At 66.8% G+C, this 14,471-nt stretch carries 11 protein-coding genes and 1 rRNA gene; 3 read left to right on the top strand and 9 right to left on the bottom strand.

The window, feature by feature from the left end:
* Both NO878_RS10455 and NO878_RS10450 read right to left on the bottom strand, forming a co-directional pair.
* A 16S ribosomal RNA gene (locus NO878_RS10455) occupies positions 1 to 291 on the bottom strand; the annotation flags it as partial.
* A 651-nt stretch (positions 292 to 942) separates the two neighbouring features.
* Positions 943 to 1,254 carry a non-histone chromosomal MC1 family protein gene (locus NO878_RS10450; RefSeq protein WP_256405928.1) on the bottom strand — a complete coding sequence of 104 codons (312 nt, stop codon included), beginning with the start codon at positions 1,252 to 1,254 and terminating at the stop codon, positions 943 to 945.
* 211 nt (positions 1,255 to 1,465) lie between these two features.
* Between NO878_RS10450 and NO878_RS10445 the strand changes: the two genes are divergently transcribed.
* Together NO878_RS10445 and NO878_RS10440 are read left to right on the top strand one after the other, a co-directional pair.
* Positions 1,466 to 1,663, top strand: a complete 198-nt coding sequence (locus tag NO878_RS10445; protein ID WP_256405927.1) for a hypothetical protein — start codon at positions 1,466 to 1,468, stop codon at positions 1,661 to 1,663.
* 39 nt (positions 1,664 to 1,702) lie between these two features.
* Positions 1,703 to 2,758 carry a quinone-dependent dihydroorotate dehydrogenase gene (locus tag NO878_RS10440; RefSeq protein ID WP_256405926.1) on the top strand — a complete coding sequence of 352 codons (1,056 nt, stop codon included), beginning with the start codon at positions 1,703 to 1,705 and terminating at the stop codon, positions 2,756 to 2,758.
* Here NO878_RS10440 and NO878_RS10435 read toward each other — a convergent pair whose 3' ends face one another.
* The 6 genes from NO878_RS10435 to NO878_RS10410 all read right to left on the bottom strand — a co-directional run bounded on the left by NO878_RS10435 (position 2,759) and on the right by NO878_RS10410 (position 12,288).
* Positions 2,759 to 5,359, bottom strand: coding sequence for a valine--tRNA ligase (locus tag NO878_RS10435; RefSeq protein ID WP_256405925.1), 2,601 nt, complete (start codon positions 5,357 to 5,359; stop codon positions 2,759 to 2,761). It lies immediately after the preceding gene.
* Between the two features lie 76 nt (positions 5,360 to 5,435).
* Positions 5,436 to 7,148, bottom strand: a complete 1,713-nt coding sequence (gene pheT, locus NO878_RS10430) for a phenylalanine--tRNA ligase subunit beta (protein ID WP_256405924.1) — start codon at positions 7,146 to 7,148, stop codon at positions 5,436 to 5,438.
* Positions 7,148 to 8,647, bottom strand: a complete 1,500-nt coding sequence (gene pheS, locus NO878_RS10425) for a phenylalanine--tRNA ligase subunit alpha (protein WP_256405923.1) — start codon at positions 8,645 to 8,647, stop codon at positions 7,148 to 7,150. Before pheS ends, pheT begins: the two co-directional genes overlap by 1 nt.
* A 253-nt stretch (positions 8,648 to 8,900) precedes the next feature.
* The gene (locus NO878_RS10420) at positions 8,901 to 10,478 is read right to left on the bottom strand and encodes a tryptophan--tRNA ligase (protein WP_256405922.1); all 1,578 of its coding nucleotides are present in this window, start codon (positions 10,476 to 10,478) and stop codon (positions 8,901 to 8,903) included.
* Position 10,479: 1 nt separating this feature from the next.
* The gene (locus NO878_RS10415; protein WP_256405921.1) at positions 10,480 to 11,517 is read right to left on the bottom strand and encodes a tRNA-intron lyase; all 1,038 of its coding nucleotides are present in this window, start codon (positions 11,515 to 11,517) and stop codon (positions 10,480 to 10,482) included.
* Positions 11,518 to 11,562: 45 nt separating this feature from the next.
* Positions 11,563 to 12,288 carry an endonuclease NucS gene (locus NO878_RS10410; protein ID WP_256405920.1) on the bottom strand — a complete coding sequence of 242 codons (726 nt, stop codon included), beginning with the start codon at positions 12,286 to 12,288 and terminating at the stop codon, positions 11,563 to 11,565.
* A gap of 75 nt (positions 12,289 to 12,363) precedes the next feature.
* Between NO878_RS10410 and NO878_RS10405 the strand changes: the two genes are divergently transcribed.
* Positions 12,364 to 13,005 carry an HAD family hydrolase gene (locus tag NO878_RS10405; RefSeq protein WP_256405919.1) on the top strand — a complete coding sequence of 214 codons (642 nt, stop codon included), beginning with the start codon at positions 12,364 to 12,366 and terminating at the stop codon, positions 13,003 to 13,005.
* A 29-nt stretch (positions 13,006 to 13,034) separates the two neighbouring features.
* Here NO878_RS10405 and NO878_RS10400 read toward each other — a convergent pair whose 3' ends face one another.
* Positions 13,035 to 14,462, bottom strand: a complete 1,428-nt coding sequence (locus NO878_RS10400) for a DUF7827 domain-containing protein (protein WP_256405918.1) — start codon at positions 14,460 to 14,462, stop codon at positions 13,035 to 13,037.
* Between the last annotated feature and the right edge of the window lie 9 nt (positions 14,463 to 14,471).

The following is a 14,471-nucleotide window of genomic DNA, read 5'->3' as shown; positions in this document are numbered from 1 at the left end:
CCGGGTTCTTGCTCTCACAACCCGTACCGATTATCGGCACGGTGGGCCGTTACCCCACCGTCAACCTAATCGGCCGCAGCCACGTCCTACAGCGTCGGAACGTTTGCACGTCTCGGCATTCCAGCGTGAGACGGGTATGAACTATTAGCCTCAGTTTCCCGAGGTTATTGTTCTCTGTAGGGTGGTTTGGCCACGTGTTACGGAGCTATTTGCTACGAGTGTAAGCTCGTACAACTAGCATGGCTAAATCGGACCCCGATAGCAATGGCCTCCGGCAGGATCAACCGGAATGAACTCACTCTTGCGAGTGAGGGGTGGCGGGAAACATAGTGTTTCCGCGTCGTGTAGACCACTGAGGTCCATGGTTCGGGTCACCGGATCGACCGGGTGACACCGAACCACCAAGGCTCACATCAGATTCCGGCTTACGGCGGACCGCAGGGGTGGAATCCTCATGTTTCGTCCGGATCTGAACCGAGGAGGGCGACCCATATAAGCCCGTTGATCGGGCTTCGAGTCGCCCCCGGTCGGCGTAACCGATCCGGGTGTAGCCGAGGGCACCGTCGCCCTCGCCCTTCGCATTACCACCGAACGCCCTTATACACTTAAGGGCGTCGGAAGCGTCCCGCCGCCGGCCGCCGATTACGGATCGTTCGGACCAACTCCGAACGCCGAATCGACGCCGACGACGTGCGTACTACTGGAGAGGAGAGGGGTATAAATAAGGCCGTCGAAGTGGAGGCGCCTCGTCAGTCGATTACACGGGACTGTCTCACGGGCGTCGTCACGGAGAGGATGTAAGGTAATGTCGCGCGGCTGGAGACCGGTCGGTCATCCCCCGCTCGTACGGGTGGTCCCGCCGGGGAGCGGCCGCGCGCAGGGAGGTGATCGGCGAGCGAACAAAGCCTTGTCGGCACCTGTCGCCCCGTCCGCCGGCCGCCGTCACTCGTCGAGATGTTCGATGCCTTTCTTCGAGACGTTGCCTTTCGTGATCTCGTCGCCCATCCAGTCGGGTTTGTCGTCCGGTGCCTCCTGCTCCCAGGCCCACGCCTCGAAGATGTGGACCTTGTCGGTCCCCTTCTCCCGAAGTCGGATCTCCTCTGCGTCCGCCTCCGCTTGCTCCTCTGAACCTTCGGGATCGAGACGGCGTGCCGCTTTCAGGGCCGCTTGCCGAGGCATGTTCCCTGAAAACACGCTGTCCTCCTCACCCTCCTCACGCATCACGAAGTTCCGTTTACCGTCCTCTCGTACCATGATTTTGCACCTCTATGGGAATCGAACACATGGCACAACATAAATATACCGGCAAATCAGGGGCCCTGACGGGGATCACGGCACGAATACAGGGTCGTTGCTCTGTCCGATCCAGCCGAGCGGGTCGCGGCGAGTTACCCACAGGCGTTGCCGTCGGACAGTAGACAACACTTATGTGTGTCCTGTGGCGAAAGGGGCCTAGACACCCCCGATGGTCCGGAAAAAGAAGCTCAGTCCAAGCGGTGCCAAGGACGAGAACGGCGAGTACCACAACGTCCACGTCAACCTGCACGAAGACGAACTCGCCGTGGCCGGGATGGAGATCGGCGACGAAGTGTTCGTCCGGGTTCGGGACGGGAAGATAATTATCCAGCAGGCCGATCAGGACGACGTGGAACACGATTTCTGATCCGATGACCGATCTCGACGGCACCGACGGAGCGAGCCAATGAGAGCCTACGACCTGTGCAAGCCGCTCCTGTTCGCGTTGCCCGCGGAGACGGCCCACCGAGCCACACACCGACTGCTCCGCACCGCCCAAGGAACGGGCATCGAAGGGTTGGTTCGAGAGCGGTACGCCGTCGATGACGAGCGACTCCGGACCGACGTGTTCGGACTCGACTTCGATACCCCGGTCGGCGTCGCCGCCGGCTTCGACAAGAACGCCGAACTCCCGTCGATGCTGACGGCGCTCGGATTCGGCCACGTCGAGGTGGGCGGCGTCACGGCCGAACGCCAACCGGGCAACCCCCGGCCACGACTCTTTCGCCTCCCCGAGGACGGCGCGCTGATAAATCGGATGGGGTTCAACAACGAGGGGGCCGACCGGGTCGGGGCACGCCTCGCGGACGCCGACCTGCCCGACGCCCCCGTGGGGATCAACATCGGCAAGTCGAAGTCGACGCCCCTCGCCGACGCGGCCGACGACTACCGCTACACCTACGACCGGGTCGCCGACGCCGGCGACTACTTCGTCGTGAACGTCTCCAGTCCGAACACGCCCGGACTGCGCGAACTCCAGGACCGCGAGTCACTGGAGCGCATTCTCGGCAGCCTCGTCGACGCCGGCGCCGAACCACTGTTGGTGAAGCTCTCCCCCGACCTAGCGGGGCCAGCCGCCGACGAGGCCCTCGCCGTCGTCGACGACCTAGACTTGGATGGGGTGGTCGCGACCAACACTACCATCGACCGGCCGGACAACCTCGAGAACCCGAACCGAGCCGAGCGAGGCGGACTTTCAGGCGACCCCATCGAGGAGCGCGCCACGGGCATGGTTTCGTTCATCGCCGAGCGCACCGACGTGCCGGTCGTTGGCGTCGGCGGAGTTACCGACGCCGCGGGCGCCTACCGAAAAATTCGCGCGGGGGCAAGCATCGTACAGTTGTACACGGGCCTGGTCTACGAAGGGCCGAGTCTCGCCCGCGACATCAACCGTGGCCTCGTCGACCTGTTAGAACGGGACGGCTTCGACTCCGTCGAGGCGGCCGTCGGCGCCGACCTGTAGTCAGTCTCGGACGATAACGACCGTCTCGCCCGCCTCGACCATCTCGCCCTCACCGGTGTACTGCCGTTCTTCTTCGAGTTCGAACATCTCGGGGTCGAGTTCGGCGTCCGCGGCGTGCAGGTCGCCGTCGACCACCTCGTAGTCGCCGTCGGCGATAGCGGCCTCGATATCGGAGACGCGGTTGCCGAACTCGGGACCGACCAAGGAGTAATCGAGGTCGACACCGGTCACGACCGACTCGACCGGCGGTTCCTCGTCGACGGACTCCAGTTCGCCGACGTGCATCACCCGTCGGATGTCCTCGGCGAAGGCGGCCACGTCGCCGTACACCCGCACCGCGTCCACGTCGGCGTTCATCGACAACTGGTGATCGGTCTTGTACTTCCGGAGGGCGGCGACGACCGACATCGCCCGCTCACCGGCCGTGAGATCCGCCGTCACGCCCAGCGGTTCGGGCCAGTCGGCCGTGTGGACGCTCCCCTCGTTGTACATGTCACGCCACAGTTCCTCGGTGACGTGAGCGAGAATCGGGGCGAACAGCGTGCAGAATCGCCGGTGAGCGACCTGAAGCGTGTACGCCGCCGACGGATCATCGCCGTCGTGCAGGCGCTGTTTGGCGATTTCGAGGTAGTCGTCACAGAAGGTGTGCCAGAAAAAGGAGCGGAGGCTGTCCCGCGCCTTCGAGAACTCGCGGTGCTCGAAGTGTTCGGTGACGGTGTCGATCTGTGCGTCGAGTTCGGCGAGCATCCAGCGGTCGATTTCGCGGAGATCCGGCCGCGAGAGTTGCTTTTCGGGGGTGAGATCGTCGACGAGTTTCGACGCGTTCCAGAGTTTCCGCATGAGGCGCTCGCCGGCACGCAGCCCTTTCTCCTTGTACGGCAGGTCGTCGCCGACGGCACTCCCGGCGGCCCAGTAGCGGGCGGCATCGACCGGGAACTCCTCTAGCACCTCGTCGGGCGCGACGACGTTACCCTTCGATTTCGACATCTTCTCCCGGTTTTCGTCGAGCACCATGCCGTTGATCATGACGCTGTCGAAGGGCACCTCGCCGGTGTGTTCGTAACACTTCACGACGGTGTGGAACAGCCAGAAGGAGATGATGTCGTGGCCCTGGGGACGCACGTTGATCGAGTAGAGTTCGGGACGCTCGATCTCCATCTCGCCCGCGTCTTCGTTCCACTCCCATCCGGCGTTGATCAGCGGCGTCAACGAGGAGGTAGCCCACGTGTCGAAGACGTCGTCCTCGGGGACGAGCGTCTCACAGCCACACTCCGGGCAGGCGTCGACCGGCGGATCGTCCGAGAGCGGGTCGACCGGCAACTGGTCGCGGTCGGCCATCACCTCCGTATCGCAGTCTTCGCAGTACCACACTGGGAACGGGATGCCCGACGAGCGCTGACGGGAAATCGCCCAGTCCCACTGGAGACCTTCGATCCAGTTTTTATACCGCGTGAACATCTTGTCGGGGAACCAGTCCATCGACCGCCCGGCGTCGAGATATTCGTCGGTCTTGTCGAGCAGTTTAATGTACCACTGCTCGGTGACGAGGAACTCGACTTCCGTCCCGCAGCGCTCGTGGACGTTGACGACGTGAGAGATGGGCCAGCGGTCGAGAAGCGCCCCGGCCTCGTCGAGGTCGTCGACGATGGCCTCGCGGGCCTCGTCGGCGGAGAGTCCCTCGTACTCGCCGGCGACGTCGGTCATCGTCCCCGACTCGTCGATGGCGATGCGGAGCGGCAGGTCGTGGGCCTGGTACCACTCGATGTCGTTCTGGTCGCCGAACGTACAGCACATCACGATGCCCGACCCGGTCTCCATGTCGACGCGTTCGTCCTCGATGATCGGCACCGTCTGGCCGAAGATCGGAATCTCGGCCTCGTCGCCGACGAGATGTGCGTTCTCGTCGTCGTCGGGGTGGACGAACACCGCCACGCAGGCCGGCAGGAGTTCGGGGCGCGTCGTGGAGATGGTAAAGGAGTCGTCGCGGTCGGCAACCTCGAACGCGATGTCGTGGAAGTGTGAGTCCTGCTCGGAGTCTTCCATCTCGACCTGCGAGATGGCTGTCTCGCAGTCCGGACACCAGATGGCGGGCGCGCGCTGTCGGTACTCCCGCCCCTGCTCGTAGAGGTCGATGAAGGAGAGTTGCGAGATGCGCTGGACCCGCGGTTCGATGGTCTGGTAGGTCTCGGTCCAGTCGATGGAGATGCCGAGCGCCTGCATCTTCTCCGTGAAGTCCGCCTCGTATTTCGCACAGACCCCACGGCACATCTCCTGAAACACGTCGCGGTCGTACTCCTGGTGTTGGACGTCGAGTTCGTCCTCGGCGAGGCGCTCGGAGGCGATGCCGTTGTCGTCGTAGCCGAACGGGAAGAACACGTCCGCGCCCTGCATTCGGTTGTAGCGGGCGACGAAGTCCTGAAGGGTGAAGCCATAGACGTGCCCCCAGTGGAGACTTCCGGAGACGGTCGGCGGCGGGGAGTCGATGGAGAAGACGGTGTCCGGATCTACCGCGCCGTCACCGTAGGCGTACAGATCCTCCTCGACCCACCGCTCCTGCCACTGTCGTTCGACCGTCTCGGGGTCGTATTCTCCGCTCGGCATTGCTCGCGTGACGCTACCGGAGTGACCGATGTTAAACGCCTCGGTTGGGTGATGACGGGCGGCGTCGGGGCAGCGACTACGCCAGCGCGTCCAGGCGGAACTCGAAGGCCGCCACCGGCAGTTCAAGGTCGTGTTCGACGAGCACGCGCGGGTGAACCTCGCCGATCACGCCGACGGTCTCGCCGTCGATCACCACGTCGGCGGCCCGGCCGTCGATGAACGTTGGATGTGTCGTCGCGGGCGTCGCCAAGTCGGCGTCGAAGTCGTGACATAGCGCCGCCAGTCGGGACTTGGCGTCCTCGTAGGTAGCGTCGTGGCGGGCCACGGCGCCCGCGACGGTGCGACGCTCGGCGACGCCCGTGTTCTCGCCGTCGTCGGCGGCGGCCGCCAAGCCGACCTCCGCGAGATCCTGCGGGTAGGCCCGATGCGTGTTGTTCTCGAGGACCATCAACAGGGAGGGGAGTGCCCACGTTCGGAGCATCGTGTAGTCCTCGCTGTACGGTTCGGTGATGGTGACCGGCGCTCCCCCGCCGACGACGTCGGTTCCGGGGCCGATCCCCATCCGGTCGTAGTTCTCGGCCTCGGAGATCATATGGAAGTTGAGCAGGTCCTCGAAGCCGAGGCCGACGAGCGAGGTGCGGACCGCGGACTCGTGGACCGAGCGTTCGTGTCGACCGCCGACGGTCGAGACGTCGGGATAGCTAGGATCGAGGTCGTTGAATCCGTAGGCCCGGCCCACGTCGTCGATCAGGTCGAGTGGGTGGAGGACGTCGGTGCGGTACGGCGGAATCGACACCTCGTAGGTGACGGTCTCGCCGTCTGCCTCCGGATCGGCGTCGAGTCCCGAGCGCTCGAACAGGTCGACCGCCTCCTCGACGTCGAGGTCGACGCCGAGCATCCCCTCGATGCGCTCGTGGGCGACGGTCTTTTCGTCCACCTCGAAGTTCGGGCGGACGAGGCGCTCGTCGGGGTACTCGACGGTGACTTCCTCGACGGTCGCGCCGCGGGCATCGAGCGCATAGCAGATGACGTTACACATCCGGTCGATGGTCCACTGGTCGGTGCCCGTGAGTTCGACGAACAGTTCTCGGGAGTCGGTCGACACCTCCGTCCGCCGCCCGTTGATGACCGGCGGGAACGAGAACAGGCCGAGTTCGTCGTAGATGGCCGGATAGCGGTCGTATTCGTCCACCAGCGGGGCGTACGTCTCACCGGTGGGGTGGGATTCGAGCACGTCGGCCGGTGTCATCTCGCGGTCGGCGTCCAAGGGGACGAAGCGGTCGCCCTCGGGGTCGACCCCGCGGTACGTAACCGAGTTACCGCCGTCGTCGCCGTAGCCCGCGCCTTTCAGCATCGTCAGGTCGTGGATGCCGATGGCGCCCTTGGCGCGTTTCCGCCCCATCGTCGCGTGGAGTTTCTCCTGCAACTGGATCAGCGAGTCGAGGGCGTCGTCGTCAAGGTCGACCCCGCGAATCACCGCGCCCGTGACGTAGGGGCGCTCGTCGGGCACCGAGTCGTCGACGACGACCGTCCAGTCGGGATCGTTCGTGTTCGGGACGTACACCCCGCGGTCGTCGCCGTACTGGTAGCGCAGGGAGCGGGCGACCCCCTCGACCGAAAGGCGGTCCAGGCGGTCGGGGCCAAACTCCAGTTGGAGTTGTCCATCCTCGGTCTCACCCTCGAACTCCAGGCCGAGGGCGAACAGATCCTCCTTGAACGCCTCGTCGCTTTTCTCGTCGTGACCGGTCAGCCGGCGGAGTTCGTCGGGATCGACGTTGACGACGGGCATCAGTGCAACACCTCCGTGTTCCGCAGGAGGTCGAGGTCACAGAGCGTCCCGTGTACGTCGCGGATGTCGTCGAAGCCGTACATGAGCATCAGGAGTCGTTCGAGCGCCAGGCCCCAGGCCATCACGTCACACTCGACGCCGAGGGGGCGGAGGACTTCCTCGCGGAACATCCCGCTGTTGCCGATTTCGATGAGGTCCCCGGTTTCGGGGTGTTCGCCGAACAGTTCGAAGCTCGGCTCGGTGTAGGGATTGTAATGCGGCTTAAATCGCAGGTCGGTGATGCCGAACTGTGCGTAGAACTCCTCGAAGGTGCCCATCAGGTCCCGCACCGAGAGGTTCTCGGCCATCACCCAACCCTCGATCTGGAAGAATTCGAGGAGGTGAGTCGGGTCGAGCGTGTCGTTGCGGTACACCTTCTCGACGCTGAAGAAGCGCTCCGGGGGTTCGAGGTCACCGATTTCGTGTCCCGACAGGTAGCGCATCGACAGCGAGGTGGTGTGTCCCCGGAGGTCGACCCCGCGGGCGACCTCCTCGGTCCACGGCGAGTGATAGCCCTGTCCGTCGTCACCGACGCCAGCCAGGTGCGCCGAGCGAACGCGGTCGAGCAGGTCCGCCGGAATCTCTCCCATCGGCGGCACGTCGAGGGCGAACTGGTCCCAGTGGGTTCGCGCCGGGTGGTCCTGTGGCATGAACAGACAGTCGTTGATCCAGAACTCCGAGTCTGCGTGCGGGCCGTCCATCTCCCGGAATCCCATGCCGACGAGGGTGTCTTTCACGCGCTCGGCGGTCTGACGGAGGATATGTACCTTGCCGCCGCGCCGTTCGGGGGCGTCGGCCTCGACGTTGTAGTCGGCGAACTCGACGTCCTGCCACTCGTCGGAGGTGAGCAACTCGGGGGTGAGGCGGTCGACCGTCTCGGCGGCCTCGACACCCTCCATCAGCGCGGTCACGCCCTCGTCGGTGAGGGTTACCGAACGGACGGTCCGCTCCTGACGGACGACGAGGTCACGGCGTTCGAGGAGGTCGAGCAAGTCGTCACCCGGGGTGTCGCCGTCGGCGACAGCCGCAAGAGCGGCCGTCACCTCGTCGGCCCCCGGGTCGACCTCGTCGGGGACGACGACGCCGTTCGAGACGGTGCCGTACCCGCTTCGCTCGTAGTTCGACAGGGCGATGTTCGCCCGGTCGCCGAGTTCGGATTTGGCGACCGCGCGGCCGATATCCACACCGGGGTCGTCGCCGCCGGCGCCGTCGAGGGCGGCCCGGTGGAGGCTCACCTCCGGGAGTTCGGCCTCGTGGTACCGGTGTCCCTCGTCGGTGAGTTCGGTCGACGCGTCGGTGCGTTCCGACACTTCGATCAGCCCCGCGTCTTCGAGGTCGAAGGCGGCGCCGGTCACCGTCTCCGGTTTCAGGCCCGTCGCCTCACTCACCTGTTCTATCGTCCGTTGCTCCGTCGCGCTCGCGGCTTCCAACACCGCGACCTGTGATTCCGGGAGTCGCATCTCTTGTGTACGTCCACCGAATACGGTCAGTTAGCAGTTCCGAAGGCTCACGCGGTCGTCCGCGTGAGCGGCCGAGGAGGTCGGGTTTGTCCGCCCGCCGCGGGCGGAGTCCGCCGGCCTCAGCAGCCGAAAAAGAACCCGACCCCGGACGCGGTCGCTTCGCGGGCAAGCGAGTCGGTCGTCGCGGGGTCGGTCGCCATACACGAGGGTGCGGGTCGCGCGGCAAAAGCGTTCTGCACGCCCGAATCGCCGGTCAGTGCCCGTCGCCCGGCACGCCGCGACGCTCCGATTCGAGGTCGATATCCAGGTCGGCAAGCAGGTCTTCGACCTCCGCGCGTTTCGCCTGATGCTCTTCGAGAAACTCGCGCATGAGTTCGGCGGCCTGCTCCTTACAGCCGCCACAGAGCCGTTCGCCGCCGACACACTCCTCGTAGACCTCGGTTGCAAACTCGTCGTCGTCACCCGCTAAGAGGTAGGCGTAGAGTTCGTAGACGGGACACTCGTCGGCCTCGCCGCCGAGTTCGCGCTGCTTGTCGGCCGTCTCCCGGCCGCCCGTCGTCGCAGCTTTCACCTTGTCGTAGCCGTCCTGGGGGTCGTCGAGCAGGGAGATGTGGGAGGCGGGTACCGATGACGACATCTTCCCGCCCGTCAGTCCGGTCATGAAGCGGTGGTAGATGGACGAGGGCGGCACGAAGCCGAACCCGCCGTGGTCGACCTCCACCTCGCGGGCCAGGTCCTCGGCGGCCGCACGGTCCATCTCGAAGGCATCGATATGTTCGTCGTAGCGGCGTTTCTCGCCCGGGACAGCCTCGATCAGGGCGTCGAAGGCGGCGTCGGTGGCGTTGCGGTCGAGGAACCGAACCCGGGGGCGAAGCGGCTCCTTGCCGGCCGCACGGAGTTTGTCGATTGCGGCGTCCCGGGCGGCGTCGGGGGCCATCTCGGCGTCGAGCCAGTCGGCGGCGTCCTCACAGCGGACGCCGTCCGCGTCGTCGAGTGCGGCGTACGCGGCCGCCAAGTGGTCGCGCTCGGCGGCGTCGGCCTCGAAGCTCGCGTACGCCTCGGTTACCTTGAAGTAGCGCATCCGCGCGGCCACGTCCCGCGCGAGACGCATGTGGGGGTCCTGATCCGGACCGACGGGGATGACAGTCGGCTTCGGCTCCTCCAGTTGGGGATAGAGGATGTCCGCCATCTGCGTGACCACCGACTGCATGTGGGAGACGGAGGTTTCGCCGTCGAAGCCGTAGATTCCCTCGAACTCCGCGAAGCGGGCGTTCGACCCGAGTTCGAAGGCGAGGTCCTGCACCTCGCGGTTGGTCGACTGCCGGTACAGCTCACCCTCCTCGGGGTCGAACCCGAGTGCGAGCAGTGAGAGCAGGTAGTCGCGGGCGTGGTCGTCGATTTCGTCCCACGAGAGGCCGCGGGCGCTGTGGGCTTCGAGGTCGGCGATCAGCCCGTAGGCGTCGGCGCCTCGCTGCTGGTGCCAGATGATCTCGTCGAAGACGAGCTTGTGGCCGATGTGGGGGTCGCCGGTGGGCATAAACCCCGAGAGGACGGCGGCGTCCTCACCCTCGCGAAGCGCCCGGGCCACGGGGCGGTAGTCGCGGTGCCCGAAGATGACGCCCCGACGCATCAGATAGTGGGGTTCGGGCACCTCGCCGAGCGCCTCGTCGAAGGCCTCGATGCCGAACTCCTCGAACAGCTTGCGGTAGTCGGAGACGGTCGAGGAACCCCAGGGGTCGAGCGCGACGTCGTCTGCGCCGCTAGCGGTGTCGCTCCCGCCGTCGGTCTCTAGGGCCGCGTCCTCCGTCTCGTCCGGTGTGTCTCGTGTCATGTTAGGGCGTGATTCGGGCGACAGAGAGCCAGTCTATCCCCTCGTTCACGTCGGTCAGCGCAAAAACCATTCGCTTCCGGACCCCGCCGGCGAGGCGCACGTCGAGCGAGAGGTCGCGGGGCAGGAAGGTGTGATCGGGGGCGACGACGCGGATCAGCCGTGCCGAGTGGTCCATCTCTTCGACGGTGGTGAAGGCGTCGTAGGTGCGGAAGTCGGCGCCGAACTTGAACCCGCTTTTCGGGACGCTACCCGCCGCTCGGAGCGCCGCGTACGCGCGGAGTCGGCGGTCGAACCGCTGTCCCTCGACGGTTCGACCGCGCTCGACGACGCGAGGTTCGGCCAGGTCGAGGGTGCCACGGCGGGCGAGATACGCCGCCTCGACGAGCGACAGTTGGAGAGGGCCGGTTTCGGCGTTCCGTCCGAGGAGCCGCTGCCCGTAGAACCCCCGGTCGTAGAGCGCCGCGGGCGGCTCCCACACCACCGCCCGGTCGGCGAGGAGCGCAGCATCGAGGTCGGTCGGCGGGTCGTATCGCTCGCCCCCGTCCGCGTCGCCGGCGGCGGCCGGCCGTGCCGTCTCCAGGTAGGTGAGTTCACCCTCCTCGTCGACGACGGCGAGGGTCACGTCGCCGAGTGCGGCGGCGGGGATCGACTCGCGTTCGCCGGCGACGCGGAGCCGGTAGGCGACGGCGTCGTCCTCGGGGCCACTCCCCCGCGGATAGACGACGAAGTCGGCGCCGTCGGGGTCGTCGACCCAGCCGTCGCGGGCGGGCGAGAGGTAAAAGCCCCGGTCACGGAGGTCCTTGTACACGACGAACGCGAGGGCGGTGTCGGTGGCGACGAGGAAGGCTCGAAAGTCGAGAGAGTCGTCGCCGGCGACGACGGCGTCGAGGTCGCCCCGAAAGAGGAGGTGGGCGGCCTCGACGGGCGCGAGTTCGATCCGGTTGCCCGAGAGCGGCCGCCCGTAGCCGCGGGCGTCGTAGAACCGCTGTCTGGCGTCGCCCCCGACGTGGACGACGCCGTCCTCGAAGGTCCCCTGCATACCCGGATGGGGGCGCGGTGGGGGTAAAGGGCCTGCGGTGCCCGGTCACCCCGTCCACCGGTCACAGGTGCCGTCGAGACACCGCCGCCCGGTCGCCGTCTCGAAGACCGGAAGCCCACACGCGCAGGCGTCGACGACGACGCCGGCAGGGACGGTGAAGGCCGTCTCGCAGTCGGGGTAGGCGTCACACCCCGCGAGCAGTCGCCCGCTCCGGCGGATGATCCGGAGAGCCGACCCGCAGTCGGGACAGGTCCACTCGCGGTCGAACCGCGCCCGCACCGCGTCGTCGAGTGGGTCACAGGCGCGGTCGATACACACCTCGAACGTGGCGCCGCGGTCGACGCGCATGGTCGGGAGGCCACAGTCCGAACAGCGGGTGTCGAGGACGGTCGCCCCCGCGACCAGCGGGTAGCGCGCCCCGGCATCGAGGTCGACAACCGCGCCGCCGGTGCGAATCAACGGCCCGCCCGTCTCCGGACTCGTGCCGACGGGGACGCCCGCCTCGGTGACCGGATAGACGGAGCGACGGATTCGGTCGCCGGTTACCCGGAGGGTCCGGTCGTCGAGGCGGGCGGTGAGGCCGAAGCCGTCGTCGGACTCGACGGCCACGCTGTCGGCGCGGGTGAGCCACGCGACCGGCTGGTAGCCCTCGGCGTCGTGGACGAGGACGGTCCGGTCGGGTTTGACGAGGACGAGCACCCGGCCGCGGTGGGTTCGGTCGTCGGTTTCGACGGTGCAGTCGCCGGCGAACGTGCGGATGGCGTCTGCCATGCCCCGGGCTGGCCCCGTCTCCGGGTGAAAAGCCTCGGACGAAGCCCTTTCGGCGATGGGGCGCAGTCGGCCGGTATGGACGCGGTCCTCTTCGACATGGACGGGGTGATCGTCGATACCGAGGAGTTCTGGCGCGCCCGTGAGCGTGACGTAATCCTCCCCGCAGCGGTGGTCGACGGCGACCCCACGGAGGCCGACATCCGCGGTGTCAACTACCGCGAGACCTACGACCACCTCGCCGAGCGCTACGAGATGGCGCTGGATCGGGCGGAGTTTCTCGACCTCTACGAGTCGGCGGCCGCCGACCTCTACGACACCGCCGATCTTATGCCGGGGTTCCGGGACCTGCTGGCGGCCCTACACGAGAACGGCGTGCGGGTCGCCATCGTCTCCTCCAGCCCACGGCGGTGGATCGAGCGGGTGGTCGAACGGTTCGACCTGGACGTGGACGTGGTTCTGAGTACGGAGGACGTGGACGGCCCGGGCAAGCCGGCGCCGGACGTGTATGTCGCCGCCGCGGAGCGAGTGGATGCCGTGCCCGAGGACTGCGTTGCCGTCGAGGACTCGCCGAACGGCGTGCGGGCGGCGACACGGGCGGGCGCGCCGACGATTGCCTACGGTGGCGACGCCGAGGCCGTCGAGTTGGCGGATCACGAGGCGCCCGACCCCGCTGCACTTCGCGACGTACTCACGGCACTCGGCGCCCTGACGGAGTGAGAGGCCGGGAGCACACGAGAATCGCCGCATCACCCGAGTCCGAACAGGCTCCCGATCCGAACGCCGAGTTCGAGCACTTCGACGAGGACGGTGTTTATCGGCCCGACGCCCCGGACTCGAATATCGCCGTTACCGTACGCGGTCCCGAAGGCATCGGTCCGGCTTTCGGCGTCCGCGATCTGCCGGATCGTGGCACAATCCGTTTCGACTTCGACGGCGGCGTCGGCGGGAGCGCCGGTACGGAACGCGGACACCTCCCGATCCGCGCCGGTGGTGACCGTGTAGTCGCGCGTCTCGGCGTCGGTCACGACCCCATGAATCGTCGCATCGGAGACCGTTCCGGAGAAGAAGCCGGGGACGGCGTCGACGTTGTCGTTGTACGCGCCGACCAGCGAGTCGGCGCTCCGGTTGCAGAGGCGGTCGCTCCCGGTCGCCCGGCGCAACGACAGCGTCCCGACGTCGGTCTCCGTGCCGCCCGTCTGGACGGAGAGCGGATACGTGGTGGCGGCGATGCGGCGGTCGGCGTCCGCGAACTGGGTGCCGTGGGTCACGGTGACGTTGGAGACGGGATCGGTTCCGGTCGCAGTGAACACCGTTCCCGACTGACGGACGTTGGCCGTATCGACCCGCACCGCGACCGAGCCGTCGCCGTCGGCGTCCGTGACGTTCAGCGTGACGCGCCAGTTGAGGCTCGCAGAGCCGACCGTCAGGCGCGCGGTGTCCGTCCCATCGAACCGGAGGGGAATCGTGGCCACGTCGCCGACTTCGGCCTGGACGATCCTCGAAGCGAACGTGACCTGTCCGGGCCCGGAGTCGTCGACTGAGACGGTGACGCGTTCGCTCGCGGACGTATCGGTGACAGCGAAGACGAGGCGGTACGTTCCCGGCGAGACGCCACTGAAGTTCGCCGATAGCGCCTGTCGATCCCCGCCCGATAACCGGAGCGTGTCATCCGCGGAGTCGACGGTGCCGACACCACCGAAGATCGTCTGGAGCGTCGATGCGTCGAGGTCCGGCGACCGAACGGCGTGGGTGTAGTTCGCCCGATTCGAGCGCACCGCGATGTCCAGAGTCGGGTCGGCCGTGGAGACGGTGGTGCGGTTCGGTTCGACCGAGTACGGCTGCCGAACGAGGTCGAACGAGATGGTCGGTCCCGCCGGACTGGTGAGCGCGTACTCACCAGAGGAGAGTCGCGCTGTCTCGAACGTCAGCGTCCCGTCGTCGGCGACGCGAACGGGCGTCACGAGGGTCCCGTCGGCGCGTTCGAGGTCGACGCTGTCGGTCGAGTCGTACCGATCCGTGGACAGCGTCTGTCCGACGAAGTAGGTGCCGCCCTCGCTGAGGGTTGCGTCGCCGCTCGCGCCGCGAGCGACCGTAGCGCCGAACCCGCTCACCTGCCCGACCACGAGGGCGAACAGGACGGCACAGACGACGAACCGCGAGCGACCGTCTCTCATGGAGTCTCG

It is taken from the genome of Haloplanus ruber (assembly GCF_024494725.1).
Taxonomy (GTDB): Archaea; Halobacteriota; Halobacteria; order Halobacteriales; family Haloferacaceae; genus Haloplanus; species Haloplanus ruber.
Note: the sequence above shows the minus strand (reverse complement) of the source record. Positions and strands in the feature narration are given on the sequence as shown.

What these genes read in the sequence shown, in the direction of transcription:
- NO878_RS10450 (WP_256405928.1), bottom strand. Translation starts at nt 1,254, where the DNA reads ATGGTACGAGAGGACGGTAAACGGAACTTCGTGATGCGTGAGGAGGGT.
- NO878_RS10445 (WP_256405927.1), top strand. Translation starts at nt 1,466, where the DNA reads ATGGTCCGGAAAAAGAAGCTCAGTCCAAGCGGTGCCAAGGACGAGAAC.
- NO878_RS10440 (WP_256405926.1), top strand. Translation starts at nt 1,703, where the DNA reads ATGAGAGCCTACGACCTGTGCAAGCCGCTCCTGTTCGCGTTGCCCGCG.
- NO878_RS10435 (WP_256405925.1), bottom strand. Translation starts at nt 5,359, where the DNA reads ATGCCGAGCGGAGAATACGACCCCGAGACGGTCGAACGACAGTGGCAG.
- pheT (WP_256405924.1), bottom strand. Translation starts at nt 7,148, where the DNA reads ATGCCCGTCGTCAACGTCGATCCCGACGAACTCCGCCGGCTGACCGGT.
- pheS (WP_256405923.1), bottom strand. Translation starts at nt 8,647, where the DNA reads ATGCGACTCCCGGAATCACAGGTCGCGGTGTTGGAAGCCGCGAGCGCG.
- NO878_RS10420 (WP_256405922.1), bottom strand. Translation starts at nt 10,478, where the DNA reads ATGACACGAGACACACCGGACGAGACGGAGGACGCGGCCCTAGAGACC.
- NO878_RS10415 (WP_256405921.1), bottom strand. Translation starts at nt 11,517, where the DNA reads ATGCAGGGGACCTTCGAGGACGGCGTCGTCCACGTCGGGGGCGACGCC.
- NO878_RS10410 (WP_256405920.1), bottom strand. Translation starts at nt 12,288, where the DNA reads ATGGCAGACGCCATCCGCACGTTCGCCGGCGACTGCACCGTCGAAACC.
- NO878_RS10405 (WP_256405919.1), top strand. Translation starts at nt 12,364, where the DNA reads ATGGACGCGGTCCTCTTCGACATGGACGGGGTGATCGTCGATACCGAG.
- NO878_RS10400 (WP_256405918.1), bottom strand. Translation starts at nt 14,462, where the DNA reads ATGAGAGACGGTCGCTCGCGGTTCGTCGTCTGTGCCGTCCTGTTCGCC.